The organism is Streptomyces sp. NBC_01241 (genome assembly GCF_041435435.1).
GTDB lineage: Bacteria > Actinomycetota > Actinomycetes > Streptomycetales > Streptomycetaceae > Streptomyces.
On the sequence record NZ_CP108494.1, the window covers coordinates 7,156,146 to 7,171,956 of the forward strand.

A 15,811-nucleotide genomic window follows, 5' to 3' on the forward strand; every position below is an offset into this window, starting at 1 on the left:
GTGGAGCTGCCACAGTGTGGGGCGGACTGCATGGGTCCGGAGAGGGACAGACCGCGCGGTCGTGAGAGATTGTGAGATATGAGAGCGTGAGGCAGGTGAGCGAGACACCACCGAACACCCTCCAATACCGCTTTGACGGGCCAGAAGACGCACCGGTCCTGGTCCTGGGCCCCTATCTCGGTACCACATGGCACAGGTCGTAGGACCCGTTCACGACAGTCCACACAGTCCAGACGGTGCGAATAATGCATGGTGAGCAGCGCTCGGTCTATCTCGCCCCGCAGAGACTGTGACACCTCGTGACACGACGACGCCCCGGCCGGCAAGCACCACCGTGCCGGGGCGTCGTCGTGCCTGAGCGCTACCGCGACTTCGCCAAGGCATGCCAATCGCGGGGCGCTCTCGGGTCACTGCCTCACCCATACGGCGCCGTCCTGGTCTCAAACCCTCAAGACCCTTCGGCTGAGGCGCTGACCGGCCTGCTGCTGTACTCGGGCTCCCCGCTTTCGAGTACACGGAGCAAGGACGCGGTGACGACTCGCGTGGTGCGCCCGATGCGTAGCACACGGCACGGGAACGCACCGCGTCGAACCAAGTCGTAACCGGTCGCCCGCGAAAAACCGAATGCCCGTGAGGCTTCCGCCACGCTTCCCGTGCCGTTCCAAGTGGCGCGAATGCGCGCAGGACTGAGCCTTTTCCAACCTCAGGTTGAGGCGTGATGAAGGGCGACGATGGCCTTCACGATGTCGGTGATCCGGTTGGTACTGCAGCGGAGTTTGCGCAGGAGGCGCCAGCCCTTCAGGGTGGCCATGGCTTGCTCGCCGAGGCAGCGGATCCTGGCGTGGGTGCTGTTGTGCCGTCGCTTCCACCGCTTGAGTCGTCGGCCGCGGAACGGGACCCGGACCGGGCGGCCGGCGCCTTGGTATGCCTTGTCCGCCCAGCACTTCACGTCCGCGTCGACGAGGGCATCGATGATGCCGTGAGTACGTGCGGCGGTCAGGTCGTGGGTCGAGCCCGGTAGTGCGGGCGAGGCCCACAACAGGCGTCCGAACGGGTCGGTGAGGACCTGGACGTTCATGCCGTGGCGTTTGTGCTTCCCGGAGTAGTACGGGGTGTCTGCGGCAATCCGGTCGATAGGTAGCAGGGTGCCGTCCAGGATCACGAACGCCTTCGTCCGCATGGTCTTCATCGCTTCGGCCAGGGTCGGGGCGAGGGCGGCCAGGACGTCGACGGCTTCGCGTATGTAGCGATAGGCCGTCGCGACACCAATGCGGAACCCGGCCGCGAGCTGGGCGTAGGTGTCACCGCACCTCAAGTGGGCCAGGGCGAGCAGGGCCTGCCGGCCCACCGGCAACCGTCGCCACCGCGTTCCGATCTCGCGCTCCCGGGCACGGAGTTGTCCTGTCAGATAGCGCAGGGTGTGGCTGGACAGATCGATCGACGACGGGTAGACAAGCACGCGAAGCTCCTGGCGGACACGGGTGATCTTGGTCGTGAACCCGTCTACCAGGAGCTTCTTCGCGTTGTACAGCAGCCCGCCTCGACAGCGCCGCCGTCAGATTGGAAAGGGCTCAGTGAGGCTGCGCCGTTGGCTTCCTGCGCAGAGGCGCACTTCGTCTTTGATCCAGGCCCTGCGGTCACGTGGGATCGGCCCGGGACATCTTCCACAGCAGGGCGCGGTCACACCGCAGTGTGTGCCGCCGGCCGCGCCGGCCGCGGGCGGTCGTGAGAGTCGGTCTGATGGTCAGTCGATCGGGTCGTATGCGGTGTGCGCCCAACGGCTTGGCTTAACGCTTTGGTTGCGGAGTGCTGTCCGCCCTGCCAGCAACAAGCTACGTAGAGTGACGTGCGGTCACATGTTGTGTGTGGCTGCGGTGCGCTGTCGGCGCCCACGGTATGTCCGGTCGCGGCAGCCCTTCCTGACGAAGCGAGGCTTTCGTGATCCCACATGCGGGAAAGCAGCCCGGGCCGCAGGGCAGCCCGGTACCGGACAAGAGCAGGCCCGGGCCACGCCCGGGCATCTTGCGACCGGTCATTGGGGCCCTAGCCATGCTGGCCATGCTGGCGGGACTGTCCCTGCCAGTCCTGGCTGCCGCCCCGGCGCGGGCGGCCGCCCCCACGCCGAACGCCTACGTCACCAATCAGAATTCGAACACGGTGTCGGTGATCGACACGGCCACTAACACGGTCACCGCCACCATCCCCGTCGGCAACCGCCCGCTCGCTGTGGCCATCACCCCCGACGGCACCCGCGCCTACGTCGCCAATTTCCTTTCGGCCGCGGTGTCGGTGATCGACACGGCCACTGACACGGTCACCGCCACCATCCCCGTCGGCGCCAGCCCGTTCGGCGTGGCCATCACCCCCGACGGTACCCACGCCTACGTCACCAACAGCGGCTCGAGCACGGTGTCGGTGATCGACACCACCACGAACACGGTCACCGCCACCATCCCCGGCTTCGCCTTGCCGCTCGGTGTGGCCATCACTCCCGACGGTACCCACGCCTACGTCACCAATCAGGCTTTCGGCACAGTGTCGGTGATCGACACGGCGACGAACACGGTCACCGCCACCATCCCCGTCGGCACCAGCCTGCGCGGTGTGGCCATCACCCCCGACGGCACCCGCGCCTACGTCACCGATTTCGGGTCGGCCACGGTGTCGGTGATCGACACGGCCACGAACACGGTCACCGCCACCATCCCCGTCGGCGCCAGCCCGTTCGGCGTGGCCATCACCCCCGACGGTACCCACGCCTACGTCACCAACAACGCCTCGAACGATGTGTCGGTGATCGACACGTCCACGAACACGGTCACCGCCACCATCCCCGGCGTCAGCAACCCGTTCGGTGTGGCCATCACCCCCGACGGTACCCACGCCTACGTCGCCGATGCCGGGTCGAACGATGTGTCGGTGATCGACACCACCACCATCACGGTCACCGCCACCGTCCCCGCCGGCCTTACCCCGTCCGGTGTGGCCATCGGCACGCCGCCACCCCCGCCCCCCTCCCTGACCGTCGCCAAGACCCACCACGGCGCGTTCGCTCGGGGCAAGAAGAACACCTACTCGATCACGGTCACCAACAACGGCACCGGCTCGACCGACGGCACCACCGTCACCGTGACCGACACCCTGCCCACGGGGCTGACCCCCGTTTCGCTCCGCGGCACCGGATGGGCCTGCACCCGCGCCACACTGACCTGCACCCGCAGCGACACCCTCGCCCCCGGCGGCAACTACCCGACCATCACGCTCACGGTCAAAGCGTCCTGCAGAGCACCGAAGCAGATCACCAACACCGTCACCGTCACCGGAGGCGGCAGCACCCCCGACACCGCCACCGACCCCACCACCATCAACCGCAGCAGACACTGCGAAAAGCAGCACCGCCACAACAGGAGACACGACAAGAAGCACCAGACCGGAAAGCACGACACCAGGTACGACGTGCCCAGCAAGCAGCAGCCACACCACGACTGACGACCCGCCACGGACAGCAAACACGACAGGAACACGGGCGGAAGAAGAAGGGCCGCGCCATCTCCGCATGGCGCGGCCCCCACCTTTGGCGCGAGCGATCGTCCCGTGAGCTTGAGGCGTGCCAGGTAGGAACGAACGACCCCTTCGTCCCGAATTAGGCCCTGGAGGATCGCCGACCTGGGACTCATGTCAAAGATGCAGGTCAGGGCGTTGGGACGCGTTGGTCTCCGTTGGTGTTTCGGGGGCACTGAGCCTATTCCAACCTCAGGTTGAGGCGTGATGAAGGGCGACGATGGCCTTCACGATGTCGGTGATCCGGTTGGTACTGCAGCGGAGTTTGCGCAGGAGGCGCCAGCCCTTCAGGGTGGCCATGGCTTGCTCGCCGAGGCAGCGGATCCTGGCGTGGGTGCTGTTGTGCCGTCGCTTCCACCGCTTGAGTCGTCGGCCGCGGAACGGGACCCGGACCGGGCGGCCGGCGCCTTGGTATGCCTTGTCCGCCCAGCACTTCACGTCCGCGTCGACGAGGGCATCGATGATGCCGTGAGTACGTGCGGCGGTCAGGTCGTGGGTCGAGCCCGGTAGTGCGGGCGAGGCCCACAACAGGCGTCCGAACGGGTCGGTGAGGACCTGGACGTTCATGCCGTGGCGTTTGTGCTTCCCGGAGTAGTACGGGGTGTCTGCGGCAATCCGGTCGATAGGTAGCAGGGTGCCGTCCAGGATCACGAACGCCTTCGTCCGCATGGTCTTCATCGCTTCGGCCAGGGTCGGGGCGAGGGCGGCCAGGACGTCGACGGCTTCGCGTATGTAGCGATAGGCCGTCGCGACACCAATGCGGAACCCGGCCGCGAGCTGGGCGTAAGTGTCACCGCACCTCAAGTGGGCCAGGGCGAGCAGGGCCTGCCGGCCCACCGGCAACCGTCGCCACCGCGTTCCGATCTCGCGCTCCCGGGCACGGAGTTGTCCTGTCAGATAGCGCAGGGTGTGGCTGGACAGATCGATCGACGACGGGTAGACAAGCACGCGAAGCTCCAGGCGGACACGGGTGATCTTGGTCGTGAACCCGTCTACCAGGAGCTTCTTCGCGTTGTACAGCAGCCCGCCTCGACAGCGCCGCCGTCAGATTGGAAGGGCTCAGTAGCGGGTTCTGGCACAGATCTTGGGGAGCAGTCGCGGAGCGTCACCTCGGTGTTCGATTGCGAGGGGCTGGGTCGTGTGAGACCGCGTACGCCTGGTCGTCCGATAGGCCGACAAAACCGATTGCCAAGGCGCGGGGCAGTGCGCACAATCTCCGTCGTGATCTCTCAATGCCGTGACCACCGTCGTCCGAACTTCGCCACGCACATTGAGGATCACCGCCTTGAACCACGTCATACGTGAGTACCGCCCTGCCGACGAGGTTTCCTGGCTGCGCTGCCGGGTGCTCTCGTTCTTGGACACCCCCTACTTCGACGACGTCCTGACAGCCAAGCCCGAGACGCCCGCCCCGGGCTTCGCACTGGTCGCAACGGCAGAGCAGGAAACTGTCACAGGGATCATTGACGTCTCTGTCGACGACGAACTGGCGACCATCGACACCGTCGCTGTCCACCCGGACTACCAGCACCAGGGCCTTGGCCGTACCCTCCTCACCGAGGCACGCGCCCGTGTTAGCGCGCTGGGTGTAACGACGTTGGATGCCTGGACGAGGGACGACCCCGCGACGCTGCGCTGGTATCGGGCGATGGGCTTCACCGAGAGCCGGCACTACCTCCATGTCTACGCCAACTATTACGCTGACCCCAACGAACCAGACCGGGCCATCTGCGAACGTCGGCCGGGGCTAGGGCGTGTTCCAGGTTCGGATCACGTGGGGCGGAGACTCCGGAGCCAGATGATCGATCCGCGTAGGTGGAGTCCGGCGAGGTAGCTGGTAGGAGTCTTGTCGTAGCGGGTGGCCAGCCCTCGCCATTCCTTGATCTTGTTGATGCCGCGCTCGACGGTGTTCCTCTCCTTGTAAAGCTCGGCGTCGTGGGAGAGGGGCGGCCGCCCTTCGAGCCTCGCTTCCTGCGGTGGGCGGCCTGGTCCTTCCTCTCCGGGATCACCGCCTGGATCCGGCGTTTGGAATACGCCTTGTCGGCGGCGACGGCCCCGGGGCGGGTGCGGGGCCGACCGACCGGCCCACGGATCCTGACTCGGTCGAGGACCGCGGCGAAACGCGGACTGTCGGCCGCCTGTCCCGGCGTCACCACGAACGACAGCGGGCGGCACCGCCGGTCGGTGGCCAGGTGCGTCTTGACCGTCAGCCCGCCCCGCGAGCGCCCCAACGCGGCAGCTTTCAGGCGGGCCTTGTGGCGGCGGCGTATCCGTCGTCGTTCGGCACGTAACGCTTCCTCGACCGGGTCGCCTTCGGCCGTCACCTGGGCGGATTGTCCCTTTGCTGGAGCCCCTTTTCCTCCTGGGCGGCTTTCACCAGTTCCTCCAGGAGCTCGGGGTCGACGGCCATGCCGGCCGCGTGGTGATGCGCGCGTGCGACGGTGGAATCGACGCTGACCAGGTCCAGATCGGCCTGTCCTCGCCGGGCTGCCTCGGCGATCATCCGCTCCATCAGCGTCTCGAAGGTGCCCGCAAGGGCCCACTTCTGGAAGCGGCCGTAGACGGTGGACCAGGACCCGTAGCGTTCGGGGATGTCGCGCCACGGGCTCCCGGTCCGGAACCTCCACATCACCGCGTTCAATTGTTTACGCAGGTCAGGGATCGGTCCGCTCACGCCGAGCGGCAGGTGCGGCTCGAACAACTCCCACTCTGCATCCGTCAGATCGCCTCGCGTCACCCCGGATGTCTACCGTCCCGAGCCACTCCGGCGGAGCGATTTGACCCAACAGTGATCTGAACCTGGAACACGCCCTAGCAGGTGTCAGGCCCGGCAGCGGGGTTCTGGGGAAGATCCCAGACCGACTGCGAGCGCCGATAGCTTCACGCTCATGCCAGTGGAGTTCCTGACCGACGAGCAGGCCGTTATCTGGATCTCTTGCACTCGGCAGGCATGATGAGCTGGTCTTTTGTGTGGCTGACAGTGTCAGTCACCTCTCCTAGAGTTGCTCAGTGTCACCGGAGCTGATTCGGCTGGCACCGCACGAATGGGAGGACCCACCCGCATGACCACCCCGCCGTCCGAGCGCACCCTCATCTACGCGGAAGACCTCAGGCCTGAGGACGTTCACGCCCTGGAGACGTTCCTCAACGTCCAGTTGGGGCGGGTGTACGAGGAAGTCGGCGAGACTGGTGAGACGTCCTTCGCGATGCGGTCTTTGCTCATCCTGGTCTGCGACTCGGCCGGGCTCCTGCACACGCTGCTCGCAGTGGAGCGGCCAGAGACGTGGCAGCGGGCCGCGATCGTGCGCGAGTGGCAGCGGCTACGCAGTACGGCCCACGAGTTCAACCACTGCGAGGGCTATGACCATGATCGCTGGTGGAACCAGGTGCGGCACTTCGGCGCCTCTGACGAGACCAACGAACAGGCCCGGATCCGCCGGTTCGCCGACGTCGGGCCGCGCCCCGAGGCCGGACACTAGGGGATGTCCGGTCGATCATGGCCTTCGTATCTGGGGACCGCCCGGACGAGCCGTAGGGGAGCGGCGCAGGGTCGGGCGGTTCTGCTCGGCGGTCAGGCGGGAACGCCGGCCCTGTCCAGGACCGCGGCCATCTCGTCCTCGGGGAGCGCAGGGTTGGCACCCGCGCTGGAGGCCAGTTCAGGGACATGAAGCGCCTCGCGGAGCCGGTGGAGCGGGAGGCGCGGGTCGCCGGCCGCCGCCTGGCGTGTCCAGACCGCGGGGTCATGGCTGAGCCGTTCGATCAGCGTGGGTGTGGCGGCCGGGTCCCGGACGGCCAGCCGACGGTAGTTGCCGTCCGGGTGGTCCGCGTAGCGCGCGGCGAGACCCTCGCGGGGGAAGCGGGGGTGCGTCTCCGCCATCCAGGCGGAGAACGTGCCACCGAGCCGCGCGTACACACGCATCAGGACCTCCTCCGGGGTGTCGGGGTGGTACATGCCCAAGAGGTCTTCCACCAGCGGGTCCTCGGTGCGTGCGAGCAGGCGCATGAGGTCGGGCGGCAGGTGGGGGCTCTGGGCGACGGTGCGCCGGAGCAGCGGGTGGGCGGAGGTCGCGGCCCGTCGCAGCACCTCGGGGTCGGCGAGCCCGTCCCGTACCCACTCCACGTCCCCCCTGGCGAAGGCCTCCACTGTGAAGTCGATCGACATGCGTCGTGTCTCGTCCAGTTCCGGCCTCAGGGAGACCGCGAGCCGTACGGCCTCGTCGGGGTCGACAGCGAGCCGCTCCACGAGGTCGATGGGCAGCGACGGGTTCTCGGCGAGGGCGGCCAGGTGCGTCCGCTCGGCGACGCACCGTTCGGCGTCGGCGCGGTGGAAGAGCCCACGGCGCCGCACCTCGGCGGCGGACTTCGGATCGCGGAGGAGTTCGGCGGTGACGCGTGCGTCCCGTCGGCACTTCCCCAGCGCGGCGGTCCGTCGCACCTCGGGGTCGGGGTCGGCAAGCAGCGCCAACCGCTCGCCCGGCGGCAGCTTCTCCCATGCGCGCGCCGCGCTCCGGCGCGCTGCCGGATCGCGGTGCGTGGCCAGCGAGGCCACGAACGACGGCACCAGATGGGGCGAGTCCAGCAGGGCCGTCCGTACGGAAAGGTCGGGGTCGTCGAGCAGGCGGGCGCACACGTCGTCCGGCAGCGGCGCGACCGTTGTACGCGGGTCGCGCCACTCGGGTCCGTACGCGAGAGCGGCCCGCACCTTGGGGGAAGGGTCGTCCGCGAGCCGGGCCCGCTGCGCGGGCTCTGCCCTGGTGCTCATCGCGAAGTCGATCCGAGCGCCAGGGTTCGGGTGAGCCAGGATCACCGCGACGGCTGGCTCGGGAAGTCCAGCCCGCTGGAGGGCGTGACGGGGCGGGCCGTCACCGCCGCCGTCGAAGGCGAGCAAGCGCAGCAGCAACGGTGTCGGCAGCGCCGGGTTGCGGGCGACTCCGTCCAGCGCGGACGCGTGGAACGCGACCATGATTTCCCTACCCCTGTGTCTCCGTCGGCTGGTCCACGACCATGATCCCCCGCCCGTCAGGCCGTCTGGCGGTCGGGCCGTCATGATCGGCCGGACTGCACCTAGCCGCGTGGGGCGGGATGCCTCGGCGAAGGTCGCGGAGCTGTCCGAGGGCCACGGCGAGTTCGTTGCGGAGCCGTTCGTTGTCCTCGTTCAGTTTCCGGTTGGCGTCCCGCAGCGCTCGCACTACCGACTCGTGTGACTTGGTGGTGATCCGCTGCTGATCGGGCAGGGCCGGTCGTCCCGTGGCGGGCTGCTTGTTCGCGAGGTCACGCAGCCTGGCCAGCAGCGGAGCCTGGGCGTCGTCATAGAGGAAGGTTCGGGAGACCCCGGCCCGTGCGGCGACGCCGGCGACGGTCACGGCCCCGCCGTCGCGTTCCAGAGCGTCCAGGACGGCTTGGACGCGCTCCATGCAGTCCAGGCGACGCTGTTGTGCGGCTGCGGCCAGGTGGGACGAGTTGTCAGCCCGCATCGGCTTCTCCCTTCGTATCGCCTGGGCCACCGGGAAGGTCGTCTGGCGCCGGGGCGAGTCCGTCGTTCTCCTGGTCGGTGATGCGCGCGATGAGGTGCTCGACTGCGGCGGCCAGCTGTGCGTTGATGTCAGCAGCGCGGGAACGGCCGGCGATAGCGGCGCTGGCTTGCAGCTCGCGGGTGCGGGCGAGGGTGTCGTGGTGGATGGGCAAGAACTGCCGGTCGCTTTGGAAGTCGTTGCAGAAGTAGCAGCCATCGGCCGCCGTTTTGGGGCAGGGGCGTGAGATGTGCCGTCCGCACCAGCCGCCGGCGACGGCGTGGAGACGGCGGCCGATCTTCTCGGCGAGCCACTCGACGCCAGACAGGTCGCAGTCGCGGTGGATCTTGACGGCCTCACCCTTGCGGTTGAAGCGGACCTCGTACTTCTCCTCGTACTCGCGGCGAAGCGTGTCGTCCGCGATGCGCGAGTAGTGCTCCTGCATCTGCCAGGAGGTGTGACCGAGGACCTCGCGGATGGTGCGCCCGGACACGCCCGCGTTCGCCATCCTGGTGCCCAGCGTGTGGCGGAACTGGTGCCAACTGACGGCGGCGGCATCGCCGTTGGAGTCGATGAGGCGAATCCGTTTCAGCCAGGCGTCGAATCGGGTGTCGACGGTGCCGTAGGGCATCGGATACTTTCCGTCCGGGTTCCCGCTGACCTTGGGGAACAGTCACTGGCAGGCGCCGCCGAACCGTTCCCGGACCCGGCCGTGCTGTTCCCGGATCGCGTCCACCACCACGCGGGAGGCGGGGATGGCCCGGAAGCTCTTGTCCTTGCTCTTGTAGTGGACCAGGGCCCAGCGGCCCGACGGGGTCTTCTTCAAACAGTCGGTCTTCAGGGTGAGGGCTTCGCTGATGCGCAGGCCCTCGTCGCGGCAGATCAGCACCAGTGCGCGTGTCTCGGGGTCGAGCAGGGCCAGGTTCTGTTCGGACTCGATCTGCTCCATCAGGTGCTCGTCGATGAAGTTGGCCTTCAGCCCGCGCGGCCGCGGGTACTCGTCCCGATGGATACGGGCGTTGGCCGGCAGCGCGGGCTGCCAGTCGTAGCGGCGCCACGTTTCGAGCATGGTGGAGACCGCCGACAGCAGGCGGCTCCGGCTGCCCGGGGCCACAGGTTGGCCGAAGTACGGCCCCTTCTGCTCCACCGTCCTGCGACCGACCCAGCCGATATAGGACTCCAGCAACGGTCGGTCCAGCACTGCCGGGTCGTTCTGCCGGTCCGGGCGCGTCTCCGCGATGAACCGGGAGAAGAGGACGAAGTCGTGGAGGCTACGCGCGGCCGACCGCAGTTCCGTGCGGGCGAGCCGCAGCCGCAGGTAGCGCTTGACCGTCTGCCTCAGCCAGGGCTGGGTGATGCCGGTGAAGTCCAGCGGGGCGACGCGCTGCCGCTCCTCGATGCTGTAGCCGAGCCGGTCCGGACGCCACACGTCCCTGTCCCATTCCTCCACTGGCCCGTCGAGGTCGCCAAGGGCCTCCAGCAGGTCAGTGAAGAGCTGCGGGACGGTGGTGTAGTTCAGCGACAGGTGGCGCCAGTGGTGGGCGGGACGGTCCCGCACCGAGGAGACGCCCTCGGCGATGACGGTGTTGACCGCGCGGACCCAGGAGCTAGGGACCACCTTGGAGCGGCGCTGGTCGGTGCGGAGCTGGAGCAGGTACTGGAACTCCAGCGCCGCCAGCGGTGGCAAGCCCGCGACGGAGAAGCTGGGGGTGTTGCGGAGCTTCAGCTCGGCGGGCAGTGCGGCCAGCGGTGGCCGTCCGACCTTCGTCCAGCGGTAGTGGTGTCCGTCGCACAAACCGCTGCGGCTGATCCCGTAGCCGCAGTCCGGGAAGCCGCACCTGCCAGCCGCCGGACGAGAGAGTTCCGGCGCCGCGGCGGCATACTCGCGGACGCTGATGCTCCGGCCCCGCGAGTGCAGGCCGTTCAGGTCGGCCAGGTGCAGGTCACACAGGAACGAGAGTCCGCCGGAGTACCGGCATCCGTTGACCCGGCACGAGGTCACGTCCAGGCTCAGCCCGGCCGGCCAGTTCGCCGGGTCCGCGGTCCACGCCTCCCGCTCGGGTCGGCCGGCCTTCCGCCAGGCTGCGTCGTGCGCGGCGCACAACCCGTGCGAGGCGTTCTTCCTCAAGCATGTGGTGATCACGCACGGGGTCGGGGCCAGGAAGTGCCCGGCGGGCGGCACGAAGCGCTCGACTCGGAACTCCGGCCGCACCACGCGGAGCAGGGCCACGGTCCGCGGATCTCCGGGAAATGGGACGACGGCGGCCACGCGTCCCTCGGCGCTCACCACGCGCCCCTGAAGCCGACCCGGTCCAGCTCCTCAGCCAGGTCATCCGCGTCCAGGTGGCCGTAGGTGTCCGCCGTGGTGTGGACCGAGCGGTGCGTGAGCAGCTCACTCGCCACCTCCAATCGCACGCCCGCCCGCAGAAGCGCGGTCGCGTGGGTGTGCCGGAACAGATGGGGGTGAAAGTCGACGCCTGTGCGCCGCCGCAGCCGCTTGACCAGGCTTATCGCCGCCCAGTACCCCATCGGCGTGCCGACGGTGCCGTTCCACAAGTTCACGAACACGTAGTCGCAGTCCAACTCGCCGTACTCGGCGAACAGGTAGTCCGTATAGAGGTCGAGCAGCGTCTGCCGGACGGGGATCTCCTTCGGGGCGTGGCTCTTGCCGCGTGCACGGTTGGCGTTGTCTTCCCGAGGTCGCAGCGTCAGCGTCCGCCGGTCCGTGTTGATGTCCTCGTGCCGCAGGCCCAGCGCCTGCCCGATCCGGCAGCCCGTCTCGAACATCAACGCCATCAGCAGCCGGTCCCTCAGCCGCTCGCACGCGTCGAGGATCCCCTGCACCTCGGCGTCCGTCAGCGTCGCCGGTCGCCGCTTGACCTGCTTCAGCCGGGTCGGCCGACGCGTGACCTCACGTTCCGCGATGCCGGCGAGGAACCCGCCGTGGTCGCCGACCGAGGCCGCCCGGCGGTGCGTCAGCTGGACTCCCATGCCGACACCGCGGCGCGCGAGGAACTCGTAGAACATGTAGACGCTGTTCAGCGCGCGGTTCACCGTGGATGGCTCCCGGGCAGGACCATCGGCGTCCGCCGATCGCAGCCGCCCCGGCTGGACGGGGCGTCGCAGCCACCCAGCGAACTGGTCGACGTGCTCCGGGGAGGTAGCCAGCAGATCGACGTCCAGGAGCTGGAGGAAGACCAGCCACGCCTTCAGGTCGAAGGCACGGGCCCGGAGGGTGTTTGGCGACTGCTCCCTGTCGGTACACAGAGCGAGGTAGTCGTCCACCGTCTCGACGACCCTTCCCTCGCCGTCCACGACGGTGTACGTCTCGTGGCGCATCCCGGTCCCCACGACCCGTCGCACGTACATCCCCGGCCCTCCCCACCCATTGGTTCCACGGATGGAGCAACGACCGCCACGGACAGCGGTCACGACGGAGTGTCAGCCACAGGCGCCGATGCCATCTCGGGCGCCACGTGCCGTACGTCGCTGACACCTCAAGACCGCATACAGATAAAGGCGGCGTCGTACGGCGGGCCCTCCGCAACCCTGCCGCCTTCGGGTGGCAGGCCACCGCTGGGGCACTCTCCGCGGGAATCGGTCGGCCCGACAAATCGGTCTACCCGACCATCGGCGCGGCACGGAGGGGGCGCGCGAGCGCGGTGGGCCCAGCCGGGTGAAAGTTTCCCCGGCCGGGCGTGAACCCGCCGCCGTCAGAAGCGGCGGATCACCCGCAGCGAGGCGGTGTACAGATCACCCTTGACGCCTTCGGCGGGAACCGACTGCTTGCCGTTGAGGATCGACTTCGCTCCGAGATCCGCCAGGGTCGGCCCGTTCGGCGTCTTGCGACTGGAGACGAAGCGCAGACCGCCGTGCTGGTCCTGCCCGACGTAGATGCCGGTGTGATCGATCACCCCGTCGGTGGTCTCGGGGTCGTCGGGCTCGGCGTTGGTGGCGTCGAAGAAGACCACGTCACCGATCCGCAGCGGGGCGAGCGACGGTGCCGCGCCGGTGGCCTGCGCCACCACCACGCCGGGGCCGGAGGCGGACTGGTTCTTCGAGGTGCGGGGCAGGTTACGACCGTCGAAGTTCTTGGAGCCGACCATCCGGATGCCCAGGTGGTGGCCGTAGACCATCCTTACGAAGCCCGAGCAGTCGAGGTGGCCCTTGAACTGCGTCTCCGCGACCACTGGACCTTCGCCGCTCGCGGGGAAGGTCCAGTCGAGCCCCATGTACTCGTGGAAGTCGGCGCCGATGAAGCGCAGCCCGGCGGCGTCCGGCTCGCTGTACCCGGATGTGCCGAGCACCTTGGCACCCTGGAGCGCGGGGTCGGTCACGGCGGGGGCGAAGGGCCGGAACATCGAGGCATACGCGAGGGCGTCGGGGGAGGTGTCGCCCGCCCAGGCGCGGATCTGCTGCTCCAGGGCGGGGGTCCAGCTGCCGTCGAAGGGCGCGGGCAGCACCCGTACCCAGGTGTCGTGGCTGATCACCGGCGGGTCGGTCCACTCGGCCGAGACCACGTCGAAGTCGTAGACGCGGGCCTCTAGGGGCACCGTGGCGCCGGAGGAGGCCAGCGCCCGGACCCCGAGGGTGCCGGAGCCGAAGACCTTGGCCGGGTCCTTCTCGGGGTCGCGCAGGCTGTGGTGCCAGGTTGTCGGCTCCGACGTGCTGTGCGACCAGGCGCGGGCGCGCAGCACGTCACCGGTCTTCTCCACCCGGACCCACCAGTGGTCGAAGGCGGCGAAGCCGGTGCCGACCGTGACGGCCGGGCTCAATGTGCTCGTGGCATTGGCCAGTTCCTTCTCCATCAGGAGCTGGACCTCGCCGGCGGGGGTGATGTTCAGCCGGGCCCGGTAATGGTTGTTGACGTCCGTGGCCGCGAAGGTGAGGGCGAGCGAGACGGGTGCGCCGGTGGGCACCTTGTTGAAGGAGAAACGGGCGCGTGCGTCGACGTCCCCCACGGCCTTGTCGGGGAGCAGGGCGTGGCGGCTGGCGTTGGCGGCGGTGAGCCGCATGGCGGCCCGGCCGCCTTCCAGGAAGTAGTCCGCGTCGGCGCCGTTGTGGGTGGACCACTTACCGCCGCCGGGGGAGGAGCCCCAGCCGGTCTGGCCGGCGGGCAGGGTCCGGGAGAAGGCGTCAGAGAATGGTTTCTTCTGCTCGGTGAACCAGCGCTTCGGTCCGCGCAGCGTGACCGTCCTTGCACCGGTGGTGAGGGTGGCGAGCACCCCCCGTTCGTCGGATACTTCCAGGAGCGCGGGGGTACCGGCGAGCGTACGGGTGGTCAGCGCCCCGGCCGGGTGGGCGCCGAAGTGCCACGGGTCGCTCGGGTCGAGCACCATCGGGAGCCGCCCGCCAGGCACCGCCGGCACGGCGGCCGTCGTGGTCGTCGCGGCGGCCGTGGTCGTCGCGGCTGGCGTGGCCGCGACGGCGGACGAGGCGAGCGGCAACGAGCTGCCCGCCGCCACCCCCACGAGGGCGGCGAGAGCCGATCTGCGGCTCGGCGTGGACATGGATGCGGACATGCGGGTACCCCCTGTGGCAGGACAGATGATCAGACGAGGGGGACCCTACCGGCGCCTTCCGCTCAGCCGTCGGCTAGGGCGTGTTCCAGGTTCGGATCACGTGGGGCGGAGACTCCGGAGCCAGATGATCGATCCGCGTAGGTGGAGTCCGGCGAGGTAGCTGGTAGGAGTCTTGTCGTAGCGGGTGGCCAGCCCTCGCCATTCCTTGATCTTGTTGATGCCGCGCTCGACGGTGTTCCTCTCCTTGTAAAGCTCGGCGTCGTGGGAGAGGGGGCGGCCGCCCTTCGAGCCTCGCTTCTTGCGGTGGGCGGCCTGGTCCTTCTTCTCCGGGATCACCGCCTGGATCCGGCGTTTACGCAGGTAGGAGCGGTTCGCGCGGGAGGAATACGCCTTGTCGGCGGCGACGGCCCCGGGGCGGGTGCGGGGCCGACCGACCGGCCCACGGATCCTGACTCGGTCGAGGACCGCGGCGAAACGCGGACTGTCGGCCGCCTGCCCCGGCGTCACCACGAACGACAGCGGGCGGCACCGCCGGTCGGTGGCCAGGTGCGTCTTGACCGTCAGCCCGCCCCGCGAGCGCCCCAACGCGGCAACTTTCAGGCGGGCCTTGTGGCGGCGGCGTATCCGTCGCCGTTCGGCACGTAACGCTTCCTCGACCGGGTCGCCTTCGACCGTCACCTGGGCGGATTGTCCCTTTGCTGGAGCCCCTTTTCCTCCTGGGCGGCTTTCACCAGTTCCTCCAGGAGCTCGGGGTCGACGGCCATGCCGGCCGCGTGGTGATGCGCGCGTGCGACGGTGGAATCGACGCTGACCAGGTCCAGATCGGCCTGTCCTCGCCGGGCTGCCTCGGCGATCATCCGCTCCATCAGCGTCTCGAAGGTGCCCGCAAGGGCCCACTTCTGGAAGCGGCCGTAGACGGTGGACCAGGACCCGTAGCGTTCGGGGATGTCGCGCCACGGGCTCCCGGTCCGGAACCTCCACATCACCGCGTTCAATTGTTTACGCAGGTCAGGGATCGGTCCGCTCACGCCGAGCGGCAGGTGCGGCTCGAACAACTCCCACTCTGCATCCGTCAGATCGCCTCGCGTCACCCCGGATGTCTACCGTCCCGAGCCACTCCGGCGGAGCGATTTGACCCAACAGTGATCTGAACCTGGAACACGCCCTAAGGCCGATGGCTTCCTTCCTCCACGCCGGCCTGGAGAACGAACAACTCAT

At 68.6% G+C, this 15,811-nt stretch carries 12 protein-coding genes and 2 pseudogenes; 3 read left to right on the top strand and 11 right to left on the bottom strand.

Annotation, left to right across the window (positions count from 1 at the left end; translation table 11 throughout):
• Positions 1-448 precede the first annotated feature (448 nt).
• Positions 449-646 (bottom strand): integrase, encoded by a 198-nt coding sequence (locus OG306_RS32330; protein ID WP_266749726.1) that lies wholly within the window; start codon positions 644-646, stop codon positions 449-451.
• Positions 647-703: 57 nt separating this feature from the next.
• Complete coding sequence (locus OG306_RS32335) at positions 704-1,459, bottom strand: transposase family protein (RefSeq protein ID WP_266749727.1); 756 nt, start codon at positions 1,457-1,459, stop codon at positions 704-706.
• A gap of 590 nt (positions 1,460-2,049) precedes the next feature.
• Between OG306_RS32335 and OG306_RS32340 the strand changes: the two genes are divergently transcribed.
• Positions 2,050-3,489: a cytochrome D1 domain-containing protein gene (locus OG306_RS32340; RefSeq protein ID WP_266749730.1), complete on the top strand. Its 1,440-nt coding sequence runs from the start codon at positions 2,050-2,052 to the stop codon at positions 3,487-3,489.
• Between the two features lie 264 nt (positions 3,490-3,753).
• On the opposite strand, the gene OG306_RS32345 is transcribed toward OG306_RS32340, so the two are convergent.
• Entirely contained in the window at positions 3,754-4,509 is a 756-nt protein-coding gene (locus OG306_RS32345; protein WP_266749727.1) for a transposase family protein, read from the bottom strand.
• 289 nt (positions 4,510-4,798) lie between these two features.
• Here OG306_RS32345 and OG306_RS32350 point away from each other — a divergent pair, with 289 nt between their 5' ends.
• Entirely contained in the window at positions 4,799-5,395 is a 597-nt protein-coding gene (locus tag OG306_RS32350; protein WP_371665945.1) for a GNAT family N-acetyltransferase, read from the top strand.
• Here the strand turns inward: OG306_RS32350 and OG306_RS32355 are convergent.
• Positions 5,332-6,298, bottom strand: a pseudogene (locus tag OG306_RS32355) (IS5 family transposase). The gene OG306_RS32350 and the pseudogene OG306_RS32355 sit on opposite strands and share 64 nt — an antisense overlap.
• A gap of 325 nt (positions 6,299-6,623) precedes the next feature.
• On the opposite strand from OG306_RS32355, the gene OG306_RS32360 reads away from it, so the two are divergent.
• On the top strand, positions 6,624-7,040 hold the full coding sequence (locus OG306_RS32360) for a hypothetical protein (protein ID WP_266749731.1): 417 nt from the start codon (positions 6,624-6,626) through the stop codon (positions 7,038-7,040).
• Positions 7,041-7,132: 92 nt separating this feature from the next.
• Here OG306_RS32360 and OG306_RS32365 read toward each other — a convergent pair whose 3' ends face one another.
• The 7 genes and pseudogenes from OG306_RS32365 to OG306_RS32395 all read right to left on the bottom strand — a co-directional run bounded on the left by OG306_RS32365 (position 7,133) and on the right by OG306_RS32395 (position 15,684).
• Positions 7,133-8,524, bottom strand: a complete 1,392-nt coding sequence (locus OG306_RS32365) for a Mucin-2 (RefSeq protein WP_266749733.1) — start codon at positions 8,522-8,524, stop codon at positions 7,133-7,135.
• A 7-nt stretch (positions 8,525-8,531) separates the two neighbouring features.
• Positions 8,532-9,035 carry a DUF6262 family protein gene (locus tag OG306_RS32370; protein WP_266749734.1) on the bottom strand — a complete coding sequence of 168 codons (504 nt, stop codon included), beginning with the start codon at positions 9,033-9,035 and terminating at the stop codon, positions 8,532-8,534.
• A complete protein-coding gene (locus OG306_RS32375; protein WP_266904949.1) occupies positions 9,025-9,702 on the bottom strand; it encodes a tyrosine-type recombinase/integrase in 678 nt (225 codons plus the stop codon). Before OG306_RS32375 ends, OG306_RS32370 begins: the two co-directional genes overlap by 11 nt.
• A 42-nt stretch (positions 9,703-9,744) precedes the next feature.
• On the bottom strand, positions 9,745-11,358 hold the full coding sequence (locus OG306_RS32380) for a hypothetical protein (protein ID WP_266904947.1): 1,614 nt from the start codon (positions 11,356-11,358) through the stop codon (positions 9,745-9,747).
• Positions 11,355-12,440, bottom strand: coding sequence for a tyrosine-type recombinase/integrase (locus OG306_RS32385; RefSeq protein ID WP_266749739.1), 1,086 nt, complete (start codon positions 12,438-12,440; stop codon positions 11,355-11,357). Before OG306_RS32385 ends, OG306_RS32380 begins: the two co-directional genes overlap by 4 nt.
• A gap of 344 nt (positions 12,441-12,784) precedes the next feature.
• On the bottom strand, positions 12,785-14,593 hold the full coding sequence (locus OG306_RS32390) for a C40 family peptidase (RefSeq protein WP_266749740.1): 1,809 nt from the start codon (positions 14,591-14,593) through the stop codon (positions 12,785-12,787).
• A gap of 96 nt (positions 14,594-14,689) precedes the next feature.
• Positions 14,690-15,684: pseudogene (locus OG306_RS32395) on the bottom strand (IS5 family transposase).
• Between the last annotated feature and the right edge of the window lie 127 nt (positions 15,685-15,811).

Coding starts and splice junctions, on each gene's coding strand:
- OG306_RS32340 (WP_266749730.1), top strand. CDS start 2,050: ATGCTGGCCATGCTGGCGGGACTGTCCCTGCCAGTCCTGGCTGCCGCC.
- OG306_RS32360 (WP_266749731.1), top strand. CDS start 6,624: ATGACCACCCCGCCGTCCGAGCGCACCCTCATCTACGCGGAAGACCTC.
- OG306_RS32365 (WP_266749733.1), bottom strand. CDS start 8,524: ATGGTCGCGTTCCACGCGTCCGCGCTGGACGGAGTCGCCCGCAACCCG.
- OG306_RS32370 (WP_266749734.1), bottom strand. CDS start 9,035: ATGCGGGCTGACAACTCGTCCCACCTGGCCGCAGCCGCACAACAGCGT.
- OG306_RS32375 (WP_266904949.1), bottom strand. CDS start 9,702: ATGCCCTACGGCACCGTCGACACCCGATTCGACGCCTGGCTGAAACGG.
- OG306_RS32385 (WP_266749739.1), bottom strand. CDS start 12,440: ATGTACGTGCGACGGGTCGTGGGGACCGGGATGCGCCACGAGACGTAC.
- OG306_RS32390 (WP_266749740.1), bottom strand. CDS start 14,593: ATGTCCGCATCCATGTCCACGCCGAGCCGCAGATCGGCTCTCGCCGCC.